19 protein-coding genes are annotated in these 26,869 nt (G+C 59.3%); 6 read left to right on the top strand and 13 right to left on the bottom strand.

The features are described 5' to 3' along the window. Nucleotides 1–121: 121 nt before the first annotated feature. The 5 genes from topA to HU743_RS25585 all read right to left on the bottom strand — a co-directional run bounded on the left by topA (nucleotide 122) and on the right by HU743_RS25585 (nucleotide 7,508). Complete coding sequence (topA, locus tag HU743_RS25605; protein ID WP_186652055.1) at nucleotides 122–2,755, bottom strand: type I DNA topoisomerase; 2,634 nt, start codon at nucleotides 2,753–2,755, stop codon at nucleotides 122–124. A gap of 114 nt (nucleotides 2,756–2,869) precedes the next feature. Continuing rightward, nucleotides 2,870–3,106 (bottom strand): DUF1653 domain-containing protein, encoded by a 237-nt coding sequence (locus HU743_RS25600; protein WP_024013639.1) that lies wholly within the window; start codon nucleotides 3,104–3,106, stop codon nucleotides 2,870–2,872. 94 nt (nucleotides 3,107–3,200) lie between these two features. Beyond that, the gene (gene fadA / locus HU743_RS25595) at nucleotides 3,201–4,376 is read right to left on the bottom strand and encodes an acetyl-CoA C-acyltransferase FadA (RefSeq protein ID WP_007910465.1); all 1,176 of its coding nucleotides are present in this window, start codon (nucleotides 4,374–4,376) and stop codon (nucleotides 3,201–3,203) included. Nucleotides 4,377–4,405: 29 nt separating this feature from the next. Next, complete coding sequence (fadB, locus tag HU743_RS25590; protein ID WP_186550366.1) at nucleotides 4,406–6,553, bottom strand: fatty acid oxidation complex subunit alpha FadB; 2,148 nt, start codon at nucleotides 6,551–6,553, stop codon at nucleotides 4,406–4,408. A gap of 517 nt (nucleotides 6,554–7,070) precedes the next feature. Beyond that, nucleotides 7,071–7,508, bottom strand: coding sequence for a hypothetical protein (locus HU743_RS25585; protein ID WP_186550364.1), 438 nt, complete (start codon nucleotides 7,506–7,508; stop codon nucleotides 7,071–7,073). A gap of 102 nt (nucleotides 7,509–7,610) precedes the next feature. Between HU743_RS25585 and HU743_RS25580 the strand changes: the two genes are divergently transcribed. Beyond that, nucleotides 7,611–8,048: a universal stress protein gene (locus tag HU743_RS25580; RefSeq protein ID WP_093099866.1), complete on the top strand. Its 438-nt coding sequence runs from the start codon at nucleotides 7,611–7,613 to the stop codon at nucleotides 8,046–8,048. Nucleotides 8,049–8,236: 188 nt separating this feature from the next. Here HU743_RS25580 and HU743_RS25575 read toward each other — a convergent pair whose 3' ends face one another. After that, complete coding sequence (locus HU743_RS25575; RefSeq protein WP_186621870.1) at nucleotides 8,237–10,159, bottom strand: ATP-binding cassette domain-containing protein; 1,923 nt, start codon at nucleotides 10,157–10,159, stop codon at nucleotides 8,237–8,239. A 214-nt stretch (nucleotides 10,160–10,373) separates the two neighbouring features. Here HU743_RS25575 and HU743_RS25570 point away from each other — a divergent pair, with 214 nt between their 5' ends. Beyond that, complete coding sequence (locus HU743_RS25570; RefSeq protein ID WP_186550358.1) at nucleotides 10,374–12,302, top strand: transglycosylase SLT domain-containing protein; 1,929 nt, start codon at nucleotides 10,374–10,376, stop codon at nucleotides 12,300–12,302. Between the two features lie 110 nt (nucleotides 12,303–12,412). Here HU743_RS25570 and HU743_RS25565 read toward each other — a convergent pair whose 3' ends face one another. Continuing rightward, a complete protein-coding gene (locus HU743_RS25565; protein ID WP_186652053.1) occupies nucleotides 12,413–13,441 on the bottom strand; it encodes a Fic family protein in 1,029 nt (342 codons plus the stop codon). Between the two features lie 76 nt (nucleotides 13,442–13,517). Then, the gene (locus HU743_RS25560; RefSeq protein WP_186652051.1) at nucleotides 13,518–15,284 is read right to left on the bottom strand and encodes an ABC transporter transmembrane domain-containing protein; all 1,767 of its coding nucleotides are present in this window, start codon (nucleotides 15,282–15,284) and stop codon (nucleotides 13,518–13,520) included. 258 nt (nucleotides 15,285–15,542) lie between these two features. Between HU743_RS25560 and HU743_RS25555 the strand changes: the two genes are divergently transcribed. Next, entirely contained in the window at nucleotides 15,543–15,722 is a 180-nt protein-coding gene (locus HU743_RS25555) for a PA1571 family protein (RefSeq protein ID WP_186550352.1), read from the top strand. A gap of 168 nt (nucleotides 15,723–15,890) precedes the next feature. Here the strand turns inward: HU743_RS25555 and pdxB are convergent, their stop codons facing one another. Further along, entirely contained in the window at nucleotides 15,891–17,033 is a 1,143-nt protein-coding gene (gene pdxB / locus HU743_RS25550) for a 4-phosphoerythronate dehydrogenase PdxB (protein ID WP_186652049.1), read from the bottom strand. Between the two features lie 159 nt (nucleotides 17,034–17,192). On the opposite strand from pdxB, the gene HU743_RS25545 reads away from it, so the two are divergent. Then, nucleotides 17,193–18,602 (top strand): MATE family efflux transporter, encoded by a 1,410-nt coding sequence (locus HU743_RS25545; protein ID WP_186652047.1) that lies wholly within the window; start codon nucleotides 17,193–17,195, stop codon nucleotides 18,600–18,602. 135 nt (nucleotides 18,603–18,737) lie between these two features. Here HU743_RS25545 and tusA read toward each other — a convergent pair whose 3' ends face one another. Continuing rightward, the gene (tusA, locus tag HU743_RS25540) at nucleotides 18,738–18,989 is read right to left on the bottom strand and encodes a sulfurtransferase TusA (protein ID WP_186621881.1); all 252 of its coding nucleotides are present in this window, start codon (nucleotides 18,987–18,989) and stop codon (nucleotides 18,738–18,740) included. Between the two features lie 165 nt (nucleotides 18,990–19,154). Next, complete coding sequence (gene rlmM / locus HU743_RS25535) at nucleotides 19,155–20,228, bottom strand: 23S rRNA (cytidine(2498)-2'-O)-methyltransferase RlmM (RefSeq protein WP_186652045.1); 1,074 nt, start codon at nucleotides 20,226–20,228, stop codon at nucleotides 19,155–19,157. Nucleotides 20,229–20,450: 222 nt separating this feature from the next. On the opposite strand from rlmM, the gene acnA reads away from it, so the two are divergent. Further along, a complete protein-coding gene (gene acnA, locus HU743_RS25530; protein ID WP_186652043.1) occupies nucleotides 20,451–23,192 on the top strand; it encodes an aconitate hydratase AcnA in 2,742 nt (913 codons plus the stop codon). Nucleotides 23,193–23,493: 301 nt separating this feature from the next. Here acnA and HU743_RS25525 read toward each other — a convergent pair whose 3' ends face one another. Next, nucleotides 23,494–23,982: an SRPBCC family protein gene (locus HU743_RS25525; protein ID WP_186621885.1), complete on the bottom strand. Its 489-nt coding sequence runs from the start codon at nucleotides 23,980–23,982 to the stop codon at nucleotides 23,494–23,496. A gap of 275 nt (nucleotides 23,983–24,257) precedes the next feature. Here HU743_RS25525 and HU743_RS25520 point away from each other — a divergent pair, with 275 nt between their 5' ends. Next, complete coding sequence (locus HU743_RS25520; protein ID WP_186652041.1) at nucleotides 24,258–24,662, top strand: lysozyme inhibitor LprI family protein; 405 nt, start codon at nucleotides 24,258–24,260, stop codon at nucleotides 24,660–24,662. A gap of 76 nt (nucleotides 24,663–24,738) precedes the next feature. Here the strand turns inward: HU743_RS25520 and mrdA are convergent, their stop codons facing one another. Beyond that, entirely contained in the window at nucleotides 24,739–26,631 is a 1,893-nt protein-coding gene (gene mrdA, locus HU743_RS25515) for a penicillin-binding protein 2 (RefSeq protein WP_186652039.1), read from the bottom strand. Nucleotides 26,632–26,869: the final 238 nt, after the last annotated feature.

Genomic DNA, 26,869 nt, shown 5'->3' with positions numbered 1-26,869 from the left:
TTTGCTTCACACAGGCCGGACAGTGTCGTGGATCAGCCGATCCCACCGCAAGCACAAAACAAAAAGGCCGCCTGAAAACCGGGAGGTTCTCATGCGGCCTTTTCAGTAGGCAAACTAAGGCTTACTCAGCCTTCGCCTTGGCACTGCGCTTGTCTTCGACCGTCCATTTGCCACCGTCGTAGTACGCCTTCCAGCCCGTAGGCTTGCCGTCGACTTCGGTCTGCACGTATTGCTCCTTGGTCTTGCGGCTGTAGCGAATGACCGCCGGCAGACCGTCAGGATCTTTCTGTGGTGCCTCGCACAGGAAGTGATACTTCGGATCGATCTCATCTTTGTGCGGCAGGATCTCGATCACCAGCGGAGCGCGAGTCTCGCGGTTTTTCGGGAACTGGCTGGCCGCCAGGAACAGACCGGACGCACCGTCACGCAGGATGTAGGTGTCGTTGACCTTTTCGCATTTCAGCTCAGGCATCTTCACCGGATCCATCTTGGGCGGTGCCGCGTCGCCGCTCTTGAGCAGTTTGCGGGTGTTCTTGCACGTCGGGTTGGTGCAACCGAAGAACTTGCCGAAACGGCCGGTCTTGAGCTGCATCTCACTGCCACACTTGTCGCATTCCAGGCTCGGGCCTTCATAGCCCTTGATGCGATAGCTGCCTTCTTCAATCTCATAACCGGCGCAATCCGGGTTGTTACCGCAGATGTGCAGCTTGCGCTTCTCATCCAGCAGATAAGCGTCCATTGCCGTGCTGCAGATCGGGCAGCGATGCTTGCCACGCAATACCAGAGATTCCGATTCACCTTCATCGTCCGCAGCGATTTCGTCGCCCGGCACCAGGTTGACGGTGGCCTTGCAACGCTCTTTCGGCGGCAGGCTGTAACCCGAGCAGCCGAGGAACACGCCGGTGGAAGCCGTACGAATCTGCATCGGACGACCACACGTTGTGCACGGGATATCGGTCATCACCGGCTGGTTGGCACGCATGCCATTGTCCGGATTTTCCGCGACTTCGAGTTTCTTTTTGAAGTCGCCGTAGAACTCGTCCAGCACGCTTTTCCAGTCGCGCTCGCCCTGCGCCACGTCATCGAGATTCTCTTCCATGCCGGCGGTGAAGCCGTAGTCCATCAGGTTCGAGAAGCTCTCGGACAAACGCTCGGTGACGATGTCACCCATCTTTTCCGAATAGAAACGACGGTTATGCAGGGTCACGTAACCGCGGTCCTGAATGGTCGAGATGATCGCTGCGTACGTCGAAGGACGGCCAATGCCGCGCTTTTCCATTTCCTTCACCAGGCTGGCTTCCGAGTAACGGGCCGGCGGCTTGGTAAAGTGCTGGGAGGGATCAAGCTTGATCAGCTTCATCACGTCGCCCTGCGCCATGTCCGGCAGAACGTCGTCATCGCCCGGCTTGGCAATCTGCGGCATAACGCGAGTGTAACCGTCGAACTTGAGGATACGGCCCTTGGCGCGCAGCTCGAAGTCGCCAGCGCCGACGCTGACTGTGGTCGACAGGTACTGCGCCGGCAACATCTGGCAAGCGAGGAACTGACGCCAGATCAGCTCGTAGAGACGCTCAGCGTCACGTTCCATGCCCGCAAGCTTGCTCGGCGTGGTGTTGGCGTCGGACGGGCGAATCGCTTCGTGAGCCTCTTGTGCGCCTTCTTTGCTGCTATAGACGTTCGGCGTCTCTGGCAGGTACTTCTTGCCGAACTCGTCTTCGATGTAGGTACGCGCCATCGCCACGGCGTCAGCCGAGAGGTTGGTCGAGTCGGTACGCATATACGTGATGTAGCCAGCTTCATACAGACGCTGGGCCATCATCATGGTTTTCTTCACGCCGAAGCCCAGGCGGTTGCTCGCGGCTTGCTGCAGGGTCGAGGTGATGAACGGCGCCGACGGCTTGCTGCTGGTCGGCTTGTCTTCGCGCTTGACGATGCTGTAGCTGGAGGCCTTGAGCTTCTCCAGTGCGGCCATGGCCTGGGCTTCGTTCAGCGGCTTGAAGGCTTCGCCTTTCTCGCGTGCCACTTCGAAACGCACAGTCGAGCCTTTGGTGGTGCCGAGGTCGGCATGCACTTCCCAGTATTCTTCCGGATTGAAGGCACGAATCTCGCGCTCGCGTTCGACCACCAGCTTCACGGCAACCGATTGCACGCGACCAGCAGACAGACCGCGGGCGATCTTGGCCCATAGCAGCGGCGAAACCATGTAGCCGACCACGCGATCGAGGAAGCGCCGCGCCTGCTGAGCGTTGACACGATCAATGTCCAGCTCGCCCGGCTCGGAGAATGCCTCCTGAATCGCCTTCTTGGTGATTTCGTTGAACACCACGCGCTTGTAGCGGCTGTCATCACCACCGATGGCTTCGCGCAGGTGCCAGGCAATGGCTTCCCCCTCGCGATCCAAGTCGGTTGCGAGATAGATGGTGTCAGCATCCTTGGCGAGCCGGCGCAGCTCCTCGATGACCTTTTCCTTGCCCGGAAGGATCTCGTACTGGGCTTTCCAGCCGTGCTCGGGATCGACGCCCATACGCGAGACCAGCTGCTTGCGCGCTTTCTCTTTCGGCGAGAGCACCGGACCTTCGCCTGCAGCAGCCTTGCCGCGCTTGGCAGCAGGCTCTTTGCTGGCGCTAGCCGAACCGCTGGTGGGCAGGTCTCGGATATGGCCGATACTCGACTTCACCACGTATTGGTTACCCAGATACTTGTTGATGGTCTTGGCCTTAGCCGGGGATTCCACAATGACCAGCGATTTGCCCATGGATCAGAAAATTCCTGAATTCTAGAAGTGAAAGGCGGTTGGCGCCTGACGCGGCACCGCTATATATAGTTGATACAAGGTGAGGTCAAGCACAGGGTTCTGTGCGCACTCGCCTCAAACCTTGTCAAAAAGGCTCGGTTCGGCTTGCACCAAAGCAAAGCGTGGTACCTGCTCGCCGTCAACTTCGACGGACTCGACGAACATGCTCAACGGGCGCACCCAAAAGCCGTAATCGCCATACAGGGCTTGGTAGAAGACCACCTCTTCTTCGGTCTCGGAGTGCCGCGCAACACTGAATACGCGGTACTGCGGACCTTTGTAATGTTGGTAGAGCCCAGGTTGTATCGGCATGCTTCGGCCCTCACTGAAATTTTTTCAAAATAAAATAAAAAACCCAAAAAACAAAAACCGGGGCACTGGGCCCCGGCTTCCATCGACGAGACGCTTAAACGCGTTCGAAGACGGTGGAGATGCCTTGGCCGAGACCAATGCACATAGTGGCTACCCCGAAGGTGCCGCTATTCTGCTTCATAACATTGAGCAGGGTGCCGGAAATACGCGCACCGGAGCAACCGAACGGATGACCCAGGGCGATCGCGCCGCCGTGCAGGTTAACCTTCTCGTTCATCTTGTCGAGAACTTTCAAATCTTTCAGCACTGGCAGGGCCTGTGCGGCGAAAGCTTCGTTGAGCTCGAAGAAGTCGATATCGTTGATGCCCAGGCCCGCGCGCTTCAGGGCTTTTTGGGTTGCCGGCACTGGACCATAGCCCATGATTGCCGGATCCACACCAGCCACTGCCATCGAACGGATCACCGCCATCGGCTGGATGCCAAGGTCCTGCGCACGCTGGGCCGACATCACGATCATGCACGAAGCACCATCAGTGATCTGCGACGAAGTACCGGCCGTCACGGTGCCGCCCTTTGGATTGAATGCCGGCTTGAGCGCCGCCAGACTTTCCAGGGTGGTTTCCGGACGAATGGTTTCATCGTAGTCGAACAGTTTCAGGAAACCGTTCTCGTCGTAGCCCTGCATCGGGATGATTTCGTCTTTGAACTTGCCTTCCACAGTTGCCTTGTGGGCCAACTGGTGGGAACGCACGCCGAATGCATCCTGCTGCTCACGGGTGATGCCGTGCATCTTGCCGAGCATTTCCGCGGTCAGGCCCATCATGCCCGAGGCTTTCGCCGCGTACAGAGACATGTGCGGGTTCGGATCGACACCGTGCATCATGCTCACGTGGCCCATGTGCTCGACGCCGCCGACCACGAACACGTCGCCGTTACCGGTCATGATCGCTTGCGCAGCGGTGTGCAGCGCGCTCATCGACGAACCACACAGACGGCTGACGGTCTGGCCGGCCGAAGTGTGCGGGATCTGGGTCATCAGCGACGCCATGCGCGCGATGTTCCAGCCCTGCTCCAGGGTCTGGTTGACGCAGCCCCAGATCACGTCCTCGACTTCCGCCGGGTCGACCTTGGCATTGCGTTCCAGCAATTTGCTGATCAGGTGCGCCGACATGTCTTCGGCACGGGTGTTGCGGTGCATGCCGCCCTTGGAGCGGCCCATCGGAGTACGACCGAAGTCGACAATCACGACGTCTCTAGGATTCAAGCTCATAAGTTCACTCTCACTCTAGTTGGGGGCGCTTAACCGAAGAAGCTTTGGCCGTTCTTGGCCATTTCGCGCAGCTTCGCGGTCGGGTGGTACAGCGCGCCCAAATCAGCGTACTGGTCAGCCAGGGCAACGAACTCGGCCACACCGATCGAATCGATGTAGCGCAGCGCACCGCCACGGAATGGAGGGAAACCGATGCCGTAGACCAGACCCATGTCGGCCTCGGCAGCCGTTTCGACGATGCCGTCTTCCAGGCAACGCACGGTTTCCAGGCACAGCGGGATCATCATCCAGTTGATGATGTCTTCGTCCGTGACTTCGCGCTGCTCGTAAACGATCGGCTTGAGCACTTCCAGTACCGATGGATCGGCAACTTTCTTCTGCTTGCCTTTCTTGTCGGCCTCGTAGGCGTAGAAACCCTTGCCGTTCTTCTGGCCCAGGCGCTTGGCCTCGTAAAGCACATCGATAGCCGAACGACGGTCATCTTTCATGCGATCCGGGAAACCCTCAGCCATCACGTCACGACCGTGGTGACCGGTGTCGATGCCGACCACGTCCATCAGGTACGCCGGGCCCATCGGCCAGCCGAACTTTTCCATGACCTTGTCGATGCGGACGAAGTCGACACCGGCGCTGACCAGCTTGGCGAAACCGCCGAAGTACGGGAACAGCACGCGGTTGACCAGGAAGCCCGGGCAGTCGTTGACGACGATCGGGTTCTTGCCCATTTTCTTGGCGTAGGCAACGGTGGTGGCAACGGCCAGCTCGCTGGACTTCTCACCACGAATCACTTCCACCAGCGGCATCATGTGCACCGGGTTGAAGAAGTGCATGCCAACGAAGTTTTCCGGACGCTTGAGGGCCTTGGCCAGCAGGCTGATGGAAATGGTCGAGGTGTTGGAAGCGAGGATCGTGTCCTCTTTGACCTTGTCTTCGACTTCGGCCAGTACAGCTTGCTTGACCTTCGGGTTTTCGACCACGGCTTCGACAACCAGATCCACGTGACCGAAATCACCGTAGGACAGGGTCGGACGAATGCCGTTGAGCACTTCAGCCATTTTCGCGGCGGTCATGCGGCCTTTATCAACGCGACCGACCAGCAGCTTTGCGGCTTCTGCCAGGCCCTGCTCGATGCCGTGTTCGTTGATGTCCTTCATCAGGATCGGCGTACCTTTGGAAGCCGACTGATAAGCGATACCGCCACCCATGATGCCAGCGCCGAGTACGGCGGCCTGCTTCACGTCTTTGGCGATTTCATCGTAGGCCTTGGCCTTTTTCTTCAGCTCCTGATCGTTCAGGAACAGACCGATCAGGCTCTGCGCGGCAGAGGTCTTGGCCAGTTTGACGAAACCGGCGGCTTCGACTTCCAGCGCTTTGTCGCGACCGAAGTTGGCGGCTTTCTGAATGGTCTTGATCGCTTCAACCGGCGCCGGGTAGTTCGGGCCAGCCTGACCGGCGACGAAACCTTTGGCGGTTTCGAAAGCCATCATCTGTTCAATGGCGTTCAACTTGAGTTTTTCAAGTTTCGGCTGACGCTTGGCCTTGAAATCGAACTCACCGGAGATGGCGCGCTTGATCAGTTCAAGGGCAGCTTCCTGCAGTTTCTCAGGCGCAACCACGGCGTCGACGGCGCTGACTTTCAACGCGTCTTCGGGACGGTTTTCCTTGCCGGCGGCAATCCACTCGATGGCGTTGTCGACGCCGATCAGGCGCGGCAGGCGGACCGTACCGCCGAAGCCCGGGTAGATGCCCAACTTGACTTCCGGCAGGCCGATCTTGGCCTTGGTGGACATGACGCGGTAATCAGCCGCCAGGCACATTTCCAGACCGCCGCCCAGCGCGATGCCATTGATGGCGGCTACGGTCGGTACGTTGAGGTCTTCGAAATCGCTGAAGATCTTGTTGGCTTCGAGATTGCCAGCAACCAGCTCGGCATCCGGCAGCTTGAAGTTCTCGACAAATTCGGTGATGTCGGCGCCGACGATGAACACGTCCTTGCCACTGCTGACGATCACGCCCTTGATCGAAGCATCTGCCTTGATGGTGTCAACGGCCTGACGCAGCTCGTTCAGGGTTAGACGGTTGAACTTGTTGACGGACTCACCCTTGAGGTCGAATTTCAATTCGACGATGCCACTTTCAAGAGCTTTAACCGTGATGGCTTTACCTTCGTAAATCATCAACTGATCTCCACGATATGGAAGCTGAACAGTACACGTCGGACGCAGGCGAATGGCTCGGCAGGACGCTTTTTCGTCGATGCTAACGCCAATCCACCCGGCACACCCGCCAACGCGATAGTCGGGATTCTGTAGGAGCGGTCAGTAAGACAAACGCTCAATTCATACGCCCGTTTGATTCGGGTACGTCACCTTCACGGAATTTCTGACAATTGTCAATCGCCCAAAATGCCGGTTGAAACGCGACTTTGCGGTCATTTCCGTAAGACAAGGAGAAGCAACATGCACCTGCATGCACAGCCATTCATAGAATCAATAATTAGAAAATTCGCCCTAATACCTTCACGGCCTTGTTTAACAGGCTACGCTGGCGGGACTACCTGCAAATGTGCCGAGCGTGATCGGCCCGAAAGAATGACCGGCCTGCCTGGCCAATCCCGCCCGATGAATCATGTCGGGCTTTTTAATGCTCGTCTGCCGGACGCTTCGCACCGTTGCAGTGCGAAAAGTCCGAGCATCACGCCAGCGCTTTCAGTGTTGCGTCGATGGTCTGCAAAATCGAGGCATCGCCCTTTTCGCCCCAGTACAAAGCGATCATCTGCTTGTCGGCCTCGATTTTGAAAACGTTGCCTGGCAACTTTTCGAAATGATTGAGCAGCAACCGGTCTTCGCACACTTCCTGCCACTGATTGACCCAGACACCAGGCGTCTTCTGCCAATAAGTCCAACATGCAGGTTGACTGCCGCGCCGGGGCCGGTGGTACTGCGCGCAAGGGTTGGGCGGCTCCTGGGAAAGCCAGTGCGGCCATTCCTGCGGCGCCAGTTGCATGGCCAGGCCGATGCGGCGAGCCTCCATGCGCAGGGCGATGCGACCGCTTTGCGCGCGCGAGGGGCGCAACCAGGCCAGCGGACTTAAAACCACCAGCAGGATTGACACCACTATCCAGACCGTCATATCTCTACTCCCGATTTTTGATGAGCCCATTGCGTCACTTCGCAACCAATGCGCTTGAAACCAGCCATACTTACCAATATTGAACCTTCGGAGGAGCACCTCATGCCCTACCACCACATCCTGGTCGCTGTAGATCTGACTGAAGAGTGCGACCCTGTGATCCACCGCGCCCGCGAGTTGTCGGTGAGTAATGGCGCCAAGCTGTCACTGGTGCATATCGTTGAACCGATGGCCATGGCGTTCGGCGGCGACGTGCCAATGGACCTGTCACAACTGCAACAACAGCAGTTCGATCAGGCCAAGGAGCGTCTTGAACGCCTGAAGCTCAAATACACCGAACTCGAAGGCGCCAACTGTCACCTGACCTATGGTCAGCCACGCCAGGAAATCCACCATTTCGCCAAGGAACAAACCTGCGATCTGATCGTGGTCGGCAGCCATGGCCGCCATGGTCTGGCATTGCTGCTTGGCTCGACCGCGAATGACGTGCTGCACGGTGCGCCTTGCGATGTATTGGCGGTGCACCTGGTCAAACGCTGAAAACCGATCAATGTAGGAGTGAGCCTGCTCGCGAATACGTCGGTACATTCAACATGAATGTCGCCTGACACACCGCATTCGCGAGCAGGCTCGCTCCCACATTAATCCGCACCAGCCTTTAGATCGCACTACATACGAAAAGCCCGGCGCTCATCACTGAGCGCCGGGCTTTTTCACGTGCGCATCAATCAGGCATCCAGCTCGGCCCAACGTTCCACCAGCGCATCCAGCTCAGCCTGCAATTGCTCCAGCGAGGCAATCACCTTGGCCGTCTCCGCCGGCGGACGCTGATAGAAACCGGCTTCAGCCATTTCGGCTTCAACCGCTGCGATCTGCTGTTCCTTGGCGTCGATGTCGCCCGGCAGGGCTTCCAGCTCACGCTGCAGCTTGTAGCTCAATTTCTTCTTCGCCGCCGGCGCAGTTGCGGCAGGCGCAGCCACCGGAGCCGGCTCAGCGGTCACCACAGCCGAGTTCAGGTCAGCCTTGCCCGACTTGCTCTCGGTCACGCCCAACAGACGCGGCGAACCGCCCTGACGGATCCAGTCCTGATAGCCGCCAACGTACTCACGGACCTTGCCTTCACCTTCGAAGACCAACGTACTGGTCACCACGTTATCGAGGAATGCCCGGTCGTGACTGACCATCAGCACGGTGCCGTTGAAGGTCAGCAGCACCTCTTCGAGCAGCTCGAGGGTTTCCACATCGAGGTCGTTGGTCGGTTCGTCGAGCACCAGCAGGTTGGCCGGCTTGCTGAACAGCTTGGCCAGCAACAGCCGCGCACGCTCTCCGCCCGATAGCGCCTTGACCGGCGTGCGGGCACGCTGCGGGCTGAACAGGAAGTCGCCGAGATAGCTGAGTACGTGACGACTCTGGCCATCGATGTCGATGAAGTCGCGACCTTCGGCGACGTTATCGATCACGGTTTTTTCCAGATCCAGTTGGTGGCGCAACTGGTCGAAGTAGGCGACGTCGATCCGGGTGCCCTCTTCGACCTTGCCGCTGGTGGGTTGCAGACCGCTGAGCATCAGCTTCAACAGTGTGGTTTTGCCGGTACCGTTGGCGCCGAGCAGACCTATACGGTCGCCGCGCGTCAGCACCATCGAGAAATCCTTGATAAGGAACGGGCCACCCGGGTGCGCGAAGCTGACGTTCTCGAGCACCATCACTTGCTTGCCGGACTTGTCGGCAGTATCCAACTGAATGTTAGCCTTGCCAGTGCGCTCACGACGTTCGCTACGCTCGACGCGCAAGGCTTTCAGGGCGCGGACGCGGCCTTCGTTACGGGTCCGGCGCGCCTTGATGCCCTGACGGATCCAGACTTCTTCCTGGGCCAGTTTTTTGTCGAACAGCGCGTTGGCGGTTTCTTCCGCGGCCAGCGCCGCCTCCTTGTGGACGAGGAAACTGGCGTAGTCGCCGTTCCAGTCAATCAAGCCGCCACGATCCAGTTCAAGGATGCGCGTGGCGAGGTTTTGCAGAAAGGAACGGTCGTGCGTGATGAACAGCACGGCGCCCTGGAAATCTTTCAGCGCTTCTTCGAGCCAGGCAATCGCACCGATGTCCAGGTGGTTGGTGGGCTCGTCGAGCAGCAGCAGGTCCGGCTCGGAGACCAGCGCCTGCGCCAGCAGGACACGGCGACGCCAGCCGCCGGACAGTTCGGCGAGGGTTTTGTCGGCCGGCAATTGCAGGCGGCTCAGAGTGCTGTCGACCAGCGTTTGCAAGCGCCAGCCGTCACGGGCTTCGAGGTCGTGCTGGACGTGCATCAGCTTGTCCAGATCGGCATCGGTGACGATGTTCTGGCTCAGGTGATGATATTCGGCAAGCAAGGCGCCCACGCCATCGAGGCCCTCGGCGACCACGTCGAATACCGTCCGCTCGTCGGCCACCGGCAACTCTTGCGGCAATTCGCCGATTTTCAGACCGGGGGCACGCCACACCGAGCCGTCATCGGGCTTCTGGTCGCCCTTGACCAGTTTCATCATGCTGGACTTGCCAGTGCCGTTGCGACCGATGATGCACACCCGCTCACCACGGGCGATCTGCCAGGACACCTTGTCCAACAACGGCATAGCGCCGAACGCAAGGGACACATCGCTGAATTTGAGCAGGGTCATGAGCTTCTCCAAAAACCGGGCGCGCATTCTACCTGACTTAGGGCTTCAACAGGCCGGCAATTTGTCTGTCGAAGCACTCTGCACAACATTTGTTGCGAACTTGTGCAGCGAGGCTTGCAAAGCTTTCGCCGCTTGCTGGCAAAAGGCTAAGCTACAGACAATTCAGTGCTGATCGAGGTCGGCACTTGTCATGATTTCTCTGCCCGGATGTCTCATGCGCAGTCGCCTTTTCAGTGTTTTGTCGTGTTTGCTACTTACCGCCGCTGCCGCTCAATCCGTCCAGGCGGTGGACCTGTCCACCCAACGCCAGTATTACGATGAAGCCAAGCGCGCTCTGGCCAAGGGCGATACCGGCCCGTATTTTCGCTATAGCCAGGCGCTGGCCGATTATCCGCTGGAGCCGTACCTGGCCTACGACGAACTGACCGCACGCCTGAAAACCGCGAGCAATGCGGAAATCGAGAAGTTCCTCGCCGAACATGGCGACCTGCCCCAGGCCAACTGGATGAAACTGCGCTGGTTGCGCTGGCTGGCCGACCGTGGCGACTGGGCAACCTTCGTCAAGTATTACGACCCGAAGCTCAATTTCACCGAACTCGACTGCCTCAACGCGCAGTATCAGATCAGCCATAACCAGAAGGCCGAGGGTTACGCCAATGCCGAAAAGCTCTGGCTGACCGGTAAATCGCAACCGGCCGCCTGTGACGCCTTGTTCGGTATCTGGGCTGCCGACGGCCAGCTCACCGAACAGAAACGCTGGGAACGCACCAAACTCGCGGCCCAGGCGCGCAACTATCCGCTGGCCAACAGCCTGATCAATGGCCTGACCACCCTCGCCCCGCGCGGTCGTTTACTGGTTGACGTCGCGCAGAAACCCGAGCTGCTCAATCAACCCTCGCGTTTCACGCCGGCTGATGAGCCGATGTCCGACGTGGTCAGCCTCGGCCTGCGCCGCCTCGCCCGTCAGGACCCGGACAAGGCCATGGCCTTGCTCGACGGCTACGCCAGCAGCATGCATTTTTCCCGCGATGAAAAAGTCGCGATCGCCCGGGAAATCGGTCTGACCCTGGCCCGGCGTTTCGACAGCCGTGCGCTGGACGTGATGACCAAATACGACCCGGAACTGCGTGACAACACCGTGTCGGAATGGCGCCTGCGCCTGTTGCTGCGCCTGGCTCGCTGGGACGACGCTTATGAACTGACCAAACGTCTCCCACAGGATCTGGCCACCACCAACCGCTGGCGCTACTGGCAGGCGCGCAGCCTGGAGCTGGCACAGCCGCAGAACCCGCAAGTCCAGAGCCTGTACAAGAACCTTGCGCGGGAACGCGACTTCTACGGTTTCCTCGCGGCCGACCGCTCGCAGTCGCCGTACTCGCTGAACAATAAGCCGCTGGTGCTCAGCCAGGCGCTGATCAACAAAGTCCGCAACACACCGGGGGTGCGCCGCGCCCTGGAATTCCACGCCCGCGGGCAGATCGTCGACGGCCGTCGCGAGTGGTATCACGTCAGCCGCCATTTCAACCGTGACGAAATGGTTGCCCAGGCCAAACTGGCCTATGACCTGAAGTGGTATTTCCCGGCGATCCGCACCATCAGCCAGGCGCAATATTGGGACGATCTGGATATCCGTTTCCCGATGGCCCACCGCGACACCCTGGTGCGTGAAGCCAAGGTCCGCGGCCTGCATTCGAGCTGGGTATTCGCCATCACGCGGCAGGAAAGCGCGTTCATGGACGACGCGCGCTCCGGCGTTGGCGCCAGCGGCCTGATGCAATTGATGCCCGCCACCGCCAAGGAAACCGCACGCAAGTTCAGCATCCCGCTGGCCTCACCGCAGCAAGTGCTCGATCCGGACAAGAATATTCAACTGGGCGCCGCCTACCTGAGCCAGGTGCACAGCCAGTTCAACGGTAACCGCGTTCTTGCCTCCGCCGCCTATAACGCGGGCCCGGGCCGCGTACGTCAGTGGCTGCGCGGCGCCGATCATTTGAGCTTCGACGTGTGGGTGGAAAGCATCCCGTTCGACGAAACCCGCCAGTACGTGCAGAACGTGCTGTCGTACTCGGTGATCTACGGCCAGAAGCTCAACTCGCCACAGCCACTGGTGGATTGGCATGAGCGGTATTTTGATGATCAGTAATCGGTAATACCGGTTACGTAGGAGCTGCCGAAGGCTCAAGACGCGATCGAACGATCTTGCTACACAGAAAATGCCCGCATCTGAATGTGGGCATTTTTTTTGAGCGCTATCTATCGTAGCGCCTGCATCATCTTGAGCTTGCCGGCTTCGGTGAGGAGGTATTTCTGAACGGGACTGTTCGGACTCTGGGGGTCCGTCATTTGTACAAATCCCGCCGCCAGCGCGGGTTTAAGGTAGTTGGATCTGAATGTCGCTTTATGTGTAAGGCCCAACTCACCCATTAGCTCGCTGGTTCTCAGCGCCCGGTTTTCCAATGCTTGCAACAGCTTCTTTACTGGGTCGGTTACTGGATCGGTTACTGGGTCGGTCGCTGACTCGCTTTCGACGGCTTCGCGCAGTGCAAGGCTCAACGCGTGGAGCATGTATTCAACAAACGGCGTTGATTCTGCCAGCCGATCTGCCGTCGAAAGCGCAGCGTAATACGCGTCCTGTTGATCCCGGATAACCGCCTCAACAGGTAAATACGCAAGCACCGGTCGCCACTGGCTGAGAATCAGAGTTTGCCAGAGACGCCCCATCCTCCCATTTCCATCAGCAAAGGGATGAATAAACTCGAATTCGTAATGGAAGACACAACTGATGATCAGCGGATGCCAATCAGATGAGGCAAGCCATGCCAAGAGGTCATCGATCAGATGCGCAATCCGGCTCGGGGGCGGCGCCATATGCACCAGTTGATCGCCTCGGTAGATGCCAACGCCTGTACGGCGCAGTTGCCCACAATCCTCGATCAAACCATGCATCAATAACTCATGGGCGCGCAAAAGATCGGGTTTGCTTCCGGGATTCCAACTCGGCATCGACTCGTACGCCGCAAAAGCGTTGTGAACTTCCTGTATCTCTTTGGGCAACCCCAGGACTCGACGCCCGGCAATGACCGCAGTGACCTGCTCAACGCTCAACGTATTGTTTTCGATAGCCAGCGAAGCCTGAATCGTACGGATTCGGTTGTTTCGACGCAGCTGAGGCGTCTGCCGGCTATCGTCCACAGCCAGGAGTTGACCTATCTGTTCGCTGATTTCAGCGATCAGCGTAACCATGCGTGCAGTCAGGGTCAGCGGCGGCTGGTAACGACTCATATCCTCATCCCGGCAATTCATGCAGTTCGCCATGATGCCCGATGTGGGCGCAAGGCATCAGTCCTGTTTAGTCGTCTCAATGGCCATCATTGAATTGCAACGCCGCCAGCCGCGCATACAGCGGATTGCTCGCGATCAATTCCTGATGTGTCCCGACGGCCACCAGCCTGCCCTGGTCCATCACCGCGATCCGATCGGCGTTTTTCACCGTGGCCAAGCGGTGGGCAATCACCAGCGTGGTGCGATTTTGCATCAGCGTTGGCAGGGCCTGCTGGATCAAATGCTCGCTTTGCGCGTCGAGAGCACTGGTGGCTTCGTCGAGCAGCAGAATCGGCGCGTCCACCAGCAGCGCGCGGGCGATGGCCAGGCGCTGGCGCTGACCGCCGGAAAGGCCGAGGCCGCCGTCGCCCAGATGGGTCTGATAACCGTCAGGCATTTGTTCAATGAAGTCGTGCGCGTGGGCGATTCGTGCGGCTTCCTTGACCTGCGCAAGCGTGGCCGTCGGGCAACCGTAGCGAATGTTCTCCTCCACACTGCCGAAAAACAGCGCAGGCGTTTGCGAGACCAGGGCAAAACAACGGCGCAGATCCAGTGGATCGAGACGGGTCAGCGGCACGCCATCGAGCAGAATCTGGCCCTCCCGCGGATCGTAAAAGCGCAACAACAAATCGTAAACCGTGGACTTGCCCGCGCCGGACGGCCCGACCAAAGCGAGGGTTTCGCCCGCCTTCACCGTCAGATCCAAGCCATCGACCGCATAGCTTTCTGGGCGCGACGGGTAGGAAAAACGCACATCGCGAAGTTCAAGTTCACCTCTGACCCGTGGCGGCAACGTCACCAGACCGGTCGTTGGCGGCTGGATGATATTTTCCGAACGCAGCAGTTCGGCGATACGTTCAGCCGCGCCCGCGGCGCGTTGCAGTTCGCCGATCACTTCGCTCAAGGTGCCGAACGCGCTGCCGACGATCAGGCTGTAGAAAACGAACGCCGCCAGCTCACCGGCCGAGATCCGCCCGGCCATCACATCCATGCCGCCGACCCACAACATCACGGCCACAGCGCCGAGCACCAGCACAATCACCAGCGTGATCAGCCAGGCACGCTGAAAAATCCGTTTGCGCGCGGTCTCGAACGCCTGCTCGACGGTTGCGGCAAAACGCTGCTCATCCTGCACCTGATGGTTATAGGCCTGCACGGTTTTGATCTGGCCGAGGGTTTCGGACACGTAGCTGCCTATGTCGGCGATGCGGTCCTGGCTTTGCCGCGACAGATTACGCACGCGTCGGCCAAAGATCAGGATGGGCGCAATCACCAGCGGCAACGCAATCACGACGATGCTGGTGAGTTTCGGATTGGTGACGAACAGCAGCACCACGCCGCCGATGACCATCAACAGGTTGCGCAGAAACAATGACAGCGACGAGCCGATCACCGATTGCAACAGCGTCGTGTCCGCGGTCAGTCGCGACTGGATCTCCGAGCTGCGGTTGTCCTCATAGAACCCCGGATGCAAATACACCAGATGATTGAACACTTGGCGGCGGATGTCGGCGACTACGCGCTCGCCGATCCAGGACACCAGATAGAAACGGGCGAAAGTGCCCACCGCCAGTGCAAACACCAGCAACATGAAAATCCCGATGGACTGATTGAGCAGGTCCGGCGATTGGGTCATGAAGCCCTGATCGACCAATAGCTTGATGCCCTGCCCCATCGACAAGGTAATGCCGGCAGTGGCGATCAGTGCCAGCAGCGCGCCAAAGGCGTGCCAGCGATACGGCAGGAGAAAATGACTGGTCAGGCGCAGGGCGCGCCGGTGCCGGGAAGAAAGCATTGAGATCATGGAATTCACGTCTGCGCTGATGAATAGGGCCAGCCTGATGACTCAGATGGGGTGGAACTCTGTAAATCACAATGAGTCAGGTTAAATATGCCCGTGATGTCCGGATGCTAGAAACGATTGGTCTAAGGCTCCGGTTGAGGCCGGCCGACATTTCTGTTTGAGTAGAGATGCCGCCGACCGACAGACCGCAGGGAGTTGTCATCGCCTGGTCACGCGGCGGTTTTACCCTAGGCACGCAACCTGATGAGGAGACAGGCCATGTCCTTGCAACACAGCAGCGAAGACAAGATTCAAGTGATCCGCACCCAGCCCGACCAGTCTCTGGGTTGCTCGATTATCGATGAGCAGGGCCGCGAAGTACCGATCACCGAAAACATGATTCAGGACGCTTGTCGCGAACTGGAGAAGCGATTGGTCAAGCCTGCCGAACAAGAGTGATATAGCCACCGTCTTCCTGACCCGGCCCTGGTTGGCCGGGTTTTTTCTGCCTGTAATTCAGGATCGGTGGTATGGCTTTCGCGAGTAGGCTCGCTCCCACAGGGGGGCTTCAGCGAACAGAAGGTCTTTGTGGGAGCGAGCCTGCTCGCGAATCGGTCACCTCGGTTTCTAGACGGCCACCGCCCCCAGCGCCGCCACGATCTGCCGCAACGCCGGCGAAGCCCCTTCAATCCGCACCTTCAGCCCTTCGATTTCGCGTCGCACCGGATACTGTTTACGCAACACATCAAATGCCGCACGTTGCTCAGCGACATTGCCTGCCAGACTGCGACGAAAATCCGCGTCGTCACGGCGCGGGTCATACACGCCACGGCACAACATCGCCAGCGCCCATGCAGGGTCGCTGTCGCCGTGCAGGGAAACTTCCGACAACCACGGTGCCGGCATCAGATCACTGAGCTGGATACTGGCGGGCTGGCCAGTGAACGTGCAGTAGGCCTGATAGATCTGTGCGGTGCCGCGCTGCTTGCCGTCGAGGCTGTATCCGGCAATGTGCGGCGTCGCCAATACACAGAGCTCGGCCAGCGCAGCATCGACTTCGGGCTCTTTTTCCCAGACGTCGAGCACCGCTTGCAGGTCTTCACGCTCCAGCAGCACCTCACGCAGCGCGGCATTATCGACAACAGGGCCGCGCGCGGCATTGATCAGCCAGGCGCCTTGATTGAGTTGCTGTAAACGCGGCTGATCGAACAGATGCCAGGTCGCATCGAAGCCGGTGCGCGTCAGTGGCGTATGCAGGCTGATCACGTCGCACTGTTCGATGATCTGCTCGATACTGACGTAATCGCCGCCCTCGACGGCCTGACGCGGTGGATCGCAGACCTTGACGTTCCAACCGAGACCCTTCAAGACCTTGATCAAGCGACCGCCGACTTCACCGGCACCGACGACACCGTACGTACGCTGGGACAGATCGGCGCCTTCGATCTCGGCCAGCGTCATAAGACTGCCCAGTACGTAATCGACGACGCCACGGGCATTGCAGCCCGGCGCGCTCGACCAGGTAATACCGGCCTCATTGAAGTAATCAAGATCCAGATGGTCGGTGCCGATGGTGCAGGTGCCGACAAAGCGCACCTTGCTGCCCTCGAGCAGCGTACGGCTGACGTTGGTCACCGAACGCACCAGCAATACATCGGCCTGCTCCACCGTCGCGCGATCAATGGAACGGCCCGGCACGCGGCGGATTTCGCCGAAACCGGCAAAAAAGGCGTCGAGCAGCGGAATATTTTCGTCGGCAACAATCAGCATGGCGGGCTCCTTGGGCGGATCGGCAGTTTAGGTGCAGACGCGTCGATCAGCCAGCAGGGTTTACGCTTACAAATCCGCAACAGAGGATTTTTCCTGACCAAGGCGTCAGCGGCGTAGAATGCGGCGCCTTGCGCATCAACCTCTGTGGACGCTTTGCCTGTGAATTCCGTACCTGACCAACCCGCCGCCGTTTCCCTGACCCGCCCTGCGCGGGTTCGCCTGGAGTTCAAGAACCTGCTCGCCCTGGCGGTGCCGATCATCATCGCGCAACTGGCGACCACGGCCATGGGCTTTGTCGATGCGGTGATGGCCGGACGCGTCGGGCCCAAGGACCTGGCTGCCGTGGCGCTGGGCAATTCGATCTGGGTGCCGGTCTTTCTGTTGATGACCGGGACGTTGCTGGCGACCACGCCAAAAGTCGCCCAGCGTTTCGGCGCCGGCAACCACAGCGAGATTGGTCCGATCGTGCGGCAGGCGTTGTGGCTGGCGCTGGTGGTGGGCTTGATTGCAACCGCGATGCTGCTTGCCGCCGAACCGATTTTGCACTTGATGAAAGTAGACCCCGAGTTGATCGGCCCGTGCATGCAGTACCTGCACGGGATCGCTAGCGGGCTACCGGCGGTGGCGCTCTACCATGTGCTGCGCTGCACCAGCGACGGCATCGGCCGGACCCGCCCGGCCATGGTGCTGGGTCTGTGCGGTCTGGCGCTGAATATTCCGCTGAATTACATCTTCATTTACGGCCATTTCGGCGTGCCGGCGATGGGCGGTGTCGGTTGCGGCTGGGCCACGGCGATCGTGATGTGGGTGATGGCGCTGGGCCTGGCCGGTTACGAGCGTTGGGCGCCGGCTTATCGTTCAAGCGAGCTGTTCGGCCGTTTCGACTGGCCGCAGTGGGCGGTGATCAAGCGTCTGCTGTCGATTGGCTTGCCGATCGGCATCGCGGTGTTTGCCGAGTCGAGTATCTTCGCCGTGATCGCGCTGTTGATCGGCAGCCTCGGTGCCACGGTAGTGGCCGGGCATCAGATTGCGCTGAACGTCAGTTCGCTGGTATTCATGATCCCTTACTCGCTGGGCATGGCCGTTACCGTGCGCGTCGGCCAGGCGTTGGGCCGTGAAGAACCGCGCGAGGCGCGTTTTGCCGCCGGCGTCGGCATGGGCACGGCGCTGGCCTACGCCTGCCTTTCGGCCAGCCTGATGCTGTTGCTGCGCGAGCCGATTGCGGCGATCTATACCGCTGACCCGACGGTGATTCACATCGCGGCGATGCTGATTGTGTATTCGGCACTGTTTCAGTTTTCCGACGCCATCCAGGTCACCGCGGCCGGCGCCCTGCGCGGGTATCAGGACACGCGTGTCACCATGATCCTGACCTTGTTCGCTTATTGGGGCATTGGCTTGCCGGTCGGTTACGCACTGGGTCTGACCGACTGGCTCGGCGAGCCACGCGGCCCGAGCGGTTTGTGGCAGGGCCTGATCGTCGGCTTGAGTTGCGCGGCCCTGATGCTGTCGATCCGCCTGACGCGCAGTGCGCGCAAGCGGATCCGGATCAGTCGTTCGGCGGGTTGAAGACTTTACTCAGAACGAAAAAATGTGGGAGCGGGCTTGCTCGCGAATGCAATGGATCAGTCGCCATCACAGTGACTGACAGACCGCATTCGCGAGCAAGCCCGCTCCCACATTTGGTTTTATGCCAGCCTTGATTCAGGCGAGTTTCTTGCGGATCCAGTACAGATAGGTACCGGACTCTTCATGTTGGCTGACCAGTTCATGGTCGAGGAACACGCAAAACTTGGGAATATCGCGCTTGGTCGAAGGGTCGGTGGCGATCACTTTGAGCAGGCCACCGGGCACCAGATCGCGGATGTGCTGATGCAGCATCATCACCGGTTCCGGGCAATTGAGGCCGGTGGCGTCGAGCGTGCCGTCGACCGGGGTATCGATCATTTCACTCATGACTTACTCCAGAAACTGGCCGGCATTGTCGCGCATTGCCGGGGATATCGTCCAACCGATGTGGGAGCGAGCTTGCTCGCGAATGCGGCGGATCACTCAATTTTGTATTGGCTGACCTGACGCTTTCGCGAGCAAGCTCGCTCCCACAGGCTGTATGCTCCGAACTCAGCGGGCTTTGGCTTTCTTGGTGTCGTGCCGGCGCAGGTGGCAGGTCACTTCCTCGCGGTCGTGATACAGCTGCTTGCAGCCGATATCGACTTTGATCCCACGCGCCTTGAAACCATCGGCGATGCGTTCAAGCAGACGCTTCACTTCAGCGTACCGCTGCTTCATCGGCAATTTCAGGTTTACCACTGCCTCGCGGCAATGCCCCTCGCCGATCCACTCTTCGAGCATCGCGGCGTTACGCGCCGGTTTCTCGACGATGTCGCAGACCATCCAGTCCACCGGTTGCTTGGGCTTGAAGGTAAAACCGTCGGCCATCAAATGCTGCACCAGCCCGGTGTCCATCAAGCTTTCGGCCATCGGACCGTTGTCGATGGCGGTGACCAGCATGCCGCGGTTGACCAGTTGCCAGGTCCAGCCGCCCGGTGCGGCGCCGAGGTCGACACCGGTCATGTCGCTGTGCAGGCGATCGTCCCATTGATCGCGCGGAATGAAGTGATGCCAGGCCTCTTCCAGCTTTAACGTCGAACGGCTCGGAGCCTCACGGGGGAACTTGAGGCGCGGAATGCCCATTGGCCACATCGCCGAGTTGCCCGCATCGGCCATGCCGAGAAACACTTCGCGCCCGCTTTTGAAAGTCAGCAACAGACGCGGCTTGCTGGCGTCCTCGATCAGCTTGCCGGCGGCGGTCAACGCCTTGCGTAGCGGACCTTCGAATTTCTTGCAGAAGTTCGACAGTTCCTTGCCGTCGTTGGTGTCGACAACTTCCAGCCACAGGCTGCCAAACACCGGGAAGTCGGCCATGTGCGCGAGGATCACGCTGATGCGATCGTTTTCCGGCAAATCAATGAAGAAGCCGCGCGCCCACTGGCGCGGGAAGATCAGCTCGGCAAAACGCTGGCCGCGCATCAGACGTTCGGCGCCGTCTGCTTCGGTGCAGACAAACTCGGCGCACGCGGCGGCCGTTTTGGCCTTGGCGTAGCCGGCCACGTTGAGCCGGGCGGCGAGGTCGGAAATCTCCGAGCAGACTTCGCCCTCGAAGCCGGGCCGGCAATGCATGAATAGGGTGTTCATTCTTACTCCTGGGCAGCGGACGATGATTCGGCCCCTGCGCGATGCTCAAGCCTTGCGTTGCCGCAACGCCTGTCACGAAAACCGGCGCATGATAGCTGAAGTCGGAACCATGGTTGCGCCCATAGAGTCCAGTTATTAGCCAGCTACTCAAAACAGGGCTAGGTTTAAGGCTCTGTCCGTCCCCTCAATCCGTAGCCGTGCGGATTCAAAGGAGTGATCGTAATGCCGTCCCTCGATAGCCTGAATGCTCTCAAAACCTTGAAAGTCGATGACAAGACCTACCACTATTTCAGCCTGCCGGACGCCGCCAAGACCTTGGGCGACCTCGACAAGCTGCCGATGTCGCTGAAAGTCCTGCTGGAAAACCTGCTGCGCTGGGAAGATGAAAAAACCGTCACCGGCGCCGACCTCAGGGCATTGGCCGCCTGGCTCAAGGAGCGCCGCTCCGACCGGGAAATCCAGTACCGCCCGGCCCGCGTATTGATGCAGGATTTTACCGGTGTCCCCGCCGTGGTCGACCTCGCCGCGATGCGCGCCGCGATGGCCAAGGCCGGCGGCGACCCGCAGCGGATCAATCCGTTGTCGCCGGTGGATCTGGTGATCGACCACTCGGTAATGGTCGATAAATTTGCCAGCGCCAGCGCCTTCGAAGAGAACGTCGACATCGAAATGCAGCGCAACGGCGAGCGTTACGCCTTTTTGCGCTGGGGCCAGAGCGCGTTCGATAACTTCAGCGTGGTACCGCCGGGCACCGGCATCTGCCACCAGGTCAACCTCGAATACCTCGGCCGCACGGTATGGACCAAAGATGAAGACGACCGCACCTACGCCTTCCCCGACACACTGGTCGGCACCGACTCGCACACCACCATGATCAACGGCCTCGGCGTACTCGGCTGGGGTGTCGGCGGGATCGAGGCGGAAGCGGCAATGCTCGGGCAACCCGTGTCGATGCTGATTCCGGAAGTGATCGGCTTCAAACTGACCGGCAAACTCAAGGAAGGCATCACCGCCACCGACCTGGTGTTGACGGTGACGCAGATGCTGCGCAAGAAAGGCGTGGTCGGCAAATTCGTCGAGTTTTATGGCGACGGCCTCGCCGACTTGCCGCTGGCCGATCGCGCGACCATCGCCAACATGGCCCCGGAATATGGTGCGACCTGCGGTTTCTTCCCGGTCGATGATGTGACACTGGACTACCTGCGCCTGTCCGGCCGTCCGGCCGAAGTGGTGAAACTGGTCGAGGCATACACCAAGGCTCAGGGCCTGTGGCGCCTGCCGGGCCAGGAACCGGTATTCACTGACAGCCTGGCGCTGGACATGGGCAGCGTCGAAGCCAGCCTGGCCGGACCGAAACGCCCGCAGGATCGCGTCTCGCTGCCGAATGTCGCCCAAGCGTTCAGCGATTTTCTCGACCTGCAATTCAAGCCCACCAGCAAGGAAGAAGGACGCCTGGAAAGCGAAGGCGGTGGTGGCGTCGCAGTGGGCAATGCCGATCTGGTCGGCGAAGCCGAATATGAATACGAAGGCCGCACCTATCGCTTGAAAAACGGCGCGGTGGTGATCGCAGCAATCACCTCCTGCACTAACACGTCCAACCCCAGCGTGATGATGGCCGCCGGGCTGCTGGCGAAAAAAGCGGTGGAAAAAGGCCTGACCCGCAAACCCTGGGTAAAGAGTTCGCTGGCACCGGGCTCGAAAGTCGTTACGGATTACTACAAGGCTGCCGGGCTGACGCAGTATCTCGACCAGTTGGGCTTCTCGCTGGTCGGTTATGGCTGCACTACATGCATCGGCAACTCCGGCCCGCTGCCGGAACCGATCGAAAAAGCCATCCAGAAAGCCGATCTTACGGTGGCGTCGGTGTTGTCCGGCAACCGCAACTTTGAAGGACGGGTGCATCCGCTGGTTAAAACCAACTGGCTGGCCTCGCCGCCACTGGTGGTTGCCTATGCCTTGGCCGGCAGCGTACGCAGCGACATCAGCAGCGAGCCGTTGGGCCATGACCCGCAAGGCAATCCAGTGTATCTGCGCGATATCTGGCCGAGCAGCCAAGAGATCGCCGACGCGGTAAATCAGGTCAACACGGCGATGTTCCATAAGGAATACGCCGAAGTCTTCGCCGGGGACGAACAGTGGCAAGCCATCGCGGTGCCGCAAGCGGCGACTTATGTCTGGCAGGACGACTCGACTTATATCCAGCATCCGCCGTTCTTTGACGACATTTCCGGCCCGCTGCCACAGATCGAAGACGTCAAAGGTGCTCGCGTGTTGGCCCTGCTCGGTGACTCGGTGACCACCGACCACATCTCCCCCGCCGGCAATATCAAGGCCGACAGCCCGGCCGGCCGGTACTTGCGGGAGAAAGGCGTCGAGCCGCGGGACTTCAACTCCTACGGTTCACGTCGTGGCAACCACGAAGTGATGATGCGCGGCACCTTCGCCAACATCCGTATCCGCAATGAAATGCTCGGTGGCGAGGAAGGTGGCAACACGATCTACATGCCCACCGGGGAAAAAATGGCGATCTATGACGCGGCCATGAAATATCAGGCTTCGGGCACGCCACTGGTGGTGATTGCCGGGCAGGAATATGGCACCGGTTCGAGCCGGGACTGGGCGGCCAAGGGCACCAATCTGCTCGGTGTCAAAGCGGTCATCGCCGAGAGCTTCGAACGGATTCACCGCTCCAACCTCGTGGGCATGGGCGTGCTGCCGTTGCAATTCAAGCTCGATCAGAATCGCAAGAGCCTCAATCTGACCGGCAAGGAGACCTTCGAAATTCAGGGCCTGAGTGGTGTCGAGTTGACGCCGCGGATGAACCTGCCGCTGATCATCACTCGTGAGGATGGACGTCAGGAGAGGATCGAGGTGCTGTGCCGGATCGATACGTTAAATGAGGTGGAGTACTTCAAGGCGGGCGGGATCTTGCACTATGTCTTGCGCCAGCTGATTGCCTCCTGATTGATCCTGTATCGTGTGGTGGGGGAATAAATCCCCCACCACAATTTCACACGCCACCGTTGCAGATGTTTTTCTGCAGGCGAAAAAAAACCCGCCGAAGCGGGTTTTTCCCAAGACCATTATCGACTCCCTGTCGGCAGCGATCCTTGCAATGGTCGATCGTCCTTGATCCTGAAACACTCCCTGTGTCTCAGTTGATGTGTGTAGATTACGCAGTGGATCCAATCAGCAATAGTCGTAAAAGCTACTAGCGCGTGTAAGACATTCGCCATAAGACGACTTCCGAAAAACCTTAGACCTGTCAGGCACTGCCGCTTTGGCGCGTCTTCGCCGCCTCGGCAAGAAACTGCTCAAGTCGGCTCAGTTGCTCCTCCCAGCCCCGACTGTCCATGTAATACGCTTCTTTCTGGCGAATATCGGGAATATGGGCAAAACCGGACTCGGAGACCTTGAGCAGGGTGCCGTTTTCGTAATCTTGCAATTCGAATCTGACCAGCGTGGTCGGTTCCTGGGAATAATCGATCTTGGGATTCACCGCATACGGATGCCAACGAAACGAGAACAACTGCTGCGGCTCGACCCGCTCGATCAGCACATTCCACAGGACGTGTTCATAACCTGGGTAGGTGACCTGCCCCTGCGTCCATTCCCCGGCAATAAACCGCCTGCCCTCCAGCGCCACGCCAAACCACTGGCCGAACGCCTCGGCATCGACCAAAGCCCGCCAGACGTACGAGCGCGGCGCCTTGAGCGTGATTTTGCGTTCGAAACTGTTAGGTACTGGTTTCATACGTCACCTCCTGTTCTGAACACTAGGCTTGTATGACCACATGTCCAATCTGAAGTTGTATCAAACCCGTGCAGCCACCGTATCAGTCAGGAAAAATAAGGCGCATTTGCCACCCCGACAACTGGCTACGATTGGCTGATACGGCTGTCGCCGGTGGTGTGGTTTTACTACTCGGACACCCGACAGATACCAGCGTCTCGACTGCGTCGACTGAGTAAGCGCGACGCAATCGCTACACTGTTCGCCACTTACCTCCGAAACAGCGAGAATTGCCCATGTCCCCCCGTTTACTCTTGGCCCTGTCGCCCTTCCTGTTCGTACCGTTCGCCCAGTCTGCCGTCGACTGCGCCAACGCCAGCGATCAGGCAACGATGAATCAGTGTGCCGGTCAGGCGTACAAAGCCGCGGATAAAGAGCTGAACACGCTGTATCAACAGATCACCGGGCGCTTGAAGAACAATCCGGACAGCAAAAAAATGCTGGTTACCGCGCAAAGGGCCTGGATCGACTTCCGTGATGCCGAATGCCAGTTTTCGGCGTCCGGCGTGGCGGGCGGTAGCGTTTATCCATTGGTTTACAGCCAATGCCTCACCGCCGTGACCAAGGCACGGGTAGAGGCGCTGAAGCCGTATTTGCAGTGCGAGGAAGGCGACCTGAGCTGCCCGGTGCCAGGAGCCTGATCGCGATCGCCTATTTATCGAGCGCTTCACGGCACCCGCTCAGCTTGCGTGAGCCAGTGCTGTGAAGCCGTCACGATCAAACGTGCGGGTCACCCGGCGCTTTGCTTGGCGCGGCGTATTGCGGCTTGAGATGACCGTCCTGGTCGAGTAACCAGGCGTCCATGATCTGCCGTACCACCGGCCCCGCCACCCGACCACCGGCCTCGCCGTTTTCGATCATCACCGAAATCGCGATCTTCGGATGCTCTGCCGGTGCGAAGCCGACGAACAAGGCGTTGTCACGGTGGCGCTCGAGGGTTTTCTCACGGTTGTAGCGCTCGCCCTGCTTGATCGCCACCACTTGCGCCGTACCACTCTTGCCGGCGATGCGGTATTGCGCGCCGGCCGCAGCCGCACGGGCGATGCCCCGGGCGTCGTGCATGACCATTTGCATGCCATGGTTGACCTGCTCCCAGTCGCGCGGATCCTTGAGCAGGATATTCGGCATAGGGTGTTCGTCGACCGGTGCGACGCCATCGACGGTTTTGGCCAGATGCGGTCGGTTCCACACGCCTTTGTTGGCGATCAACGCGGTCGCTTGCGCCAATTGCAGCGGCGTGACCTGCATATAGCCCTGACCAATGCCGAGGATCACGGTTTCGCCGGGATACCACGCCTGACGGCGCGTGGCGCGCTTCCAGGCTTGGGATGGCATCAGACCCGGGGATTCCTCAAACATGTCCAGCGAGACTTTCTCGCCCAGGCCGAACATCGCCATGTAGTCGTGCAGACGATCGATGCCCAGCTTGTGCGCCAAATCGTAAAAGTAGGTGTCATTGGAGCGCATGATCGCCGCGTCCATGTCTACCCAGCCGTCACCGCTGTGGTTCCAGTTGCGGTACTTGTGATCGAAGTCCGGCAGTTGGTAATAACCTGGGTCGAAAACACGGGTCTGCGGCGTGACGACGCCAGCATCGAGACCGGCGATCGCCACTTCCGGCTTGATGGTCGAACCCGGGGCGTAAAGTCCGCGCAGCACACGGTTGAACAGCGGTCGGTCGATGGAATCTCGCAGCGCCGAATATTCCTTGGAACTGATGCCGGTGACAAACAGGTTCGGGTCGAAACTCGGGTTGCTGACCATCGCCAGCACTTCGCCGGTCGCTGGATCAAGCGCAACCACGGAGCCTCGACGATCCCCCAGCGCGGCTTCTGCGGCCTGCTGCAGCTTGACGTCGAGGCTCAACACGATGTTTTTGCCCGGTATCGGATCGGTGTGTTTAAGCACACGCAGCACCCGGCCCTGAGCATTGGTTTCGACTTCTTCGTAACCGACGTGACCGTGCAGTTGCGCCTCGTAGAAGCGCTCGATCCCGGTTTTGCCGATAGATTGAGTACCGCGATATTCAACCGGATCGAGCACCTTGGACTCTTTTTCATTGATACGGCCGACGTAGCCGATCGAATGGGCGAAATGCGCACCGAGAGGATAATGACGAACGAACTGCGGCTCGACATCCAAGCCCGGCAAGCGGAACTCATTGACCGCGAGAACGGCAATCTGCTCTTCCGTCAGTTCATAAAACAGTGTCACTGGCGTAAACGGGTGACGGGACTGCTTCATGGCTTTATCGAATACCGTACGGTCTTCGGCAGGCAGATGAAGAAGGTTGATGACCTCGTCCAGCTCCCGATTGACATCAGTGGCGCGCTCGCGGGTGATGGTCAGGTTGAAGCTGGGACGGTTATCGGCGAGCAGGACACCGTTGCGGTCGTAAATCAGGCCCCGTGTCGGCGGGATCGGCAAGACATGCACGCGGTTGTTTTCAGAGATTGTCGAGTGATAGTCGAATTCCACCACTTGCAGGATGTACAACCGTACCACCAAGGCACAGCTGACGGCGAAGACAAACAGGGCGCAGGCGATCAACCGTTTGTTGACCAGGCGCGTTTCTTTTTCATGATCCTTGATCGGGATAGGTTCAGGCATTTCTACAGCAACTCTTTGACATAATTGAGTGCCGATCCATGGGCATGGCATCAGTCCGTTAAAAAACGAGCTGCACCATACCAAAAACTGCGCGGTGACTTCAGAAGGATTTTCCCGACGGCAGCGCTTGCGAAGGTAGCGTTTCGCCGGGATAGCAAAACTTTCTCGCAGGCAAAACAAAACCCCAACTGCTTTCGCAATTGGGGTTTCGGAATTTAATCTTGACGATGACCTACTC

Source organism: Pseudomonas sp. SWRI99 (assembly GCF_014270125.1).
GTDB lineage: Bacteria > Pseudomonadota > Gammaproteobacteria > Pseudomonadales > Pseudomonadaceae > Aquipseudomonas > Aquipseudomonas hamedanensis.
This window is presented reverse-complemented; position numbering and strand designations above follow the sequence as displayed.

Excerpts from the sequence above, each read along its gene's own strand:
- topA (WP_186652055.1), bottom strand. The coding sequence starts at position 2,755 with ATGGGCAAATCGCTGGTCATTGTGGAATCCCCGGCTAAGGCCAAGACC.
- tusA (WP_186621881.1), bottom strand. The coding sequence starts at position 18,989 with ATGAGTGAAATGATCGATACCCCGGTCGACGGCACGCTCGACGCCACC.
- HU743_RS25565 (WP_186652053.1), bottom strand. The coding sequence starts at position 13,441 with ATGAGTCGTTACCAGCCGCCGCTGACCCTGACTGCACGCATGGTTACG.
- fadA (WP_007910465.1), bottom strand. The coding sequence starts at position 4,376 with ATGAGCTTGAATCCTAGAGACGTCGTGATTGTCGACTTCGGTCGTACT.
- pdxB (WP_186652049.1), bottom strand. The coding sequence starts at position 17,033 with ATGCTGATTGTTGCCGACGAAAATATTCCGCTGCTCGACGCCTTTTTT.
- HU743_RS25570 (WP_186550358.1), top strand. The coding sequence starts at position 10,374 with ATGCGCAGTCGCCTTTTCAGTGTTTTGTCGTGTTTGCTACTTACCGCC.
- HU743_RS25580 (WP_093099866.1), top strand. The coding sequence starts at position 7,611 with ATGCCCTACCACCACATCCTGGTCGCTGTAGATCTGACTGAAGAGTGC.
- HU743_RS25525 (WP_186621885.1), bottom strand. The coding sequence starts at position 23,982 with ATGAAACCAGTACCTAACAGTTTCGAACGCAAAATCACGCTCAAGGCG.
- HU743_RS25560 (WP_186652051.1), bottom strand. The coding sequence starts at position 15,284 with ATGATCTCAATGCTTTCTTCCCGGCACCGGCGCGCCCTGCGCCTGACC.
- acnA (WP_186652043.1), top strand. The coding sequence starts at position 20,451 with ATGCCGTCCCTCGATAGCCTGAATGCTCTCAAAACCTTGAAAGTCGAT.
- HU743_RS25555 (WP_186550352.1), top strand. The coding sequence starts at position 15,543 with ATGTCCTTGCAACACAGCAGCGAAGACAAGATTCAAGTGATCCGCACC.
- HU743_RS25585 (WP_186550364.1), bottom strand. The coding sequence starts at position 7,508 with ATGACGGTCTGGATAGTGGTGTCAATCCTGCTGGTGGTTTTAAGTCCG.
- mrdA (WP_186652039.1), bottom strand. The coding sequence starts at position 26,631 with ATGCCTGAACCTATCCCGATCAAGGATCATGAAAAAGAAACGCGCCTG.
- HU743_RS25600 (WP_024013639.1), bottom strand. The coding sequence starts at position 3,106 with ATGCCGATACAACCTGGGCTCTACCAACATTACAAAGGTCCGCAGTAC.
- HU743_RS25575 (WP_186621870.1), bottom strand. The coding sequence starts at position 10,159 with ATGACCCTGCTCAAATTCAGCGATGTGTCCCTTGCGTTCGGCGCTATG.
- fadB (WP_186550366.1), bottom strand. The coding sequence starts at position 6,553 with ATGATTTACGAAGGTAAAGCCATCACGGTTAAAGCTCTTGAAAGTGGC.
- HU743_RS25520 (WP_186652041.1), top strand. The coding sequence starts at position 24,258 with ATGTCCCCCCGTTTACTCTTGGCCCTGTCGCCCTTCCTGTTCGTACCG.
- rlmM (WP_186652045.1), bottom strand. The coding sequence starts at position 20,228 with ATGAACACCCTATTCATGCATTGCCGGCCCGGCTTCGAGGGCGAAGTC.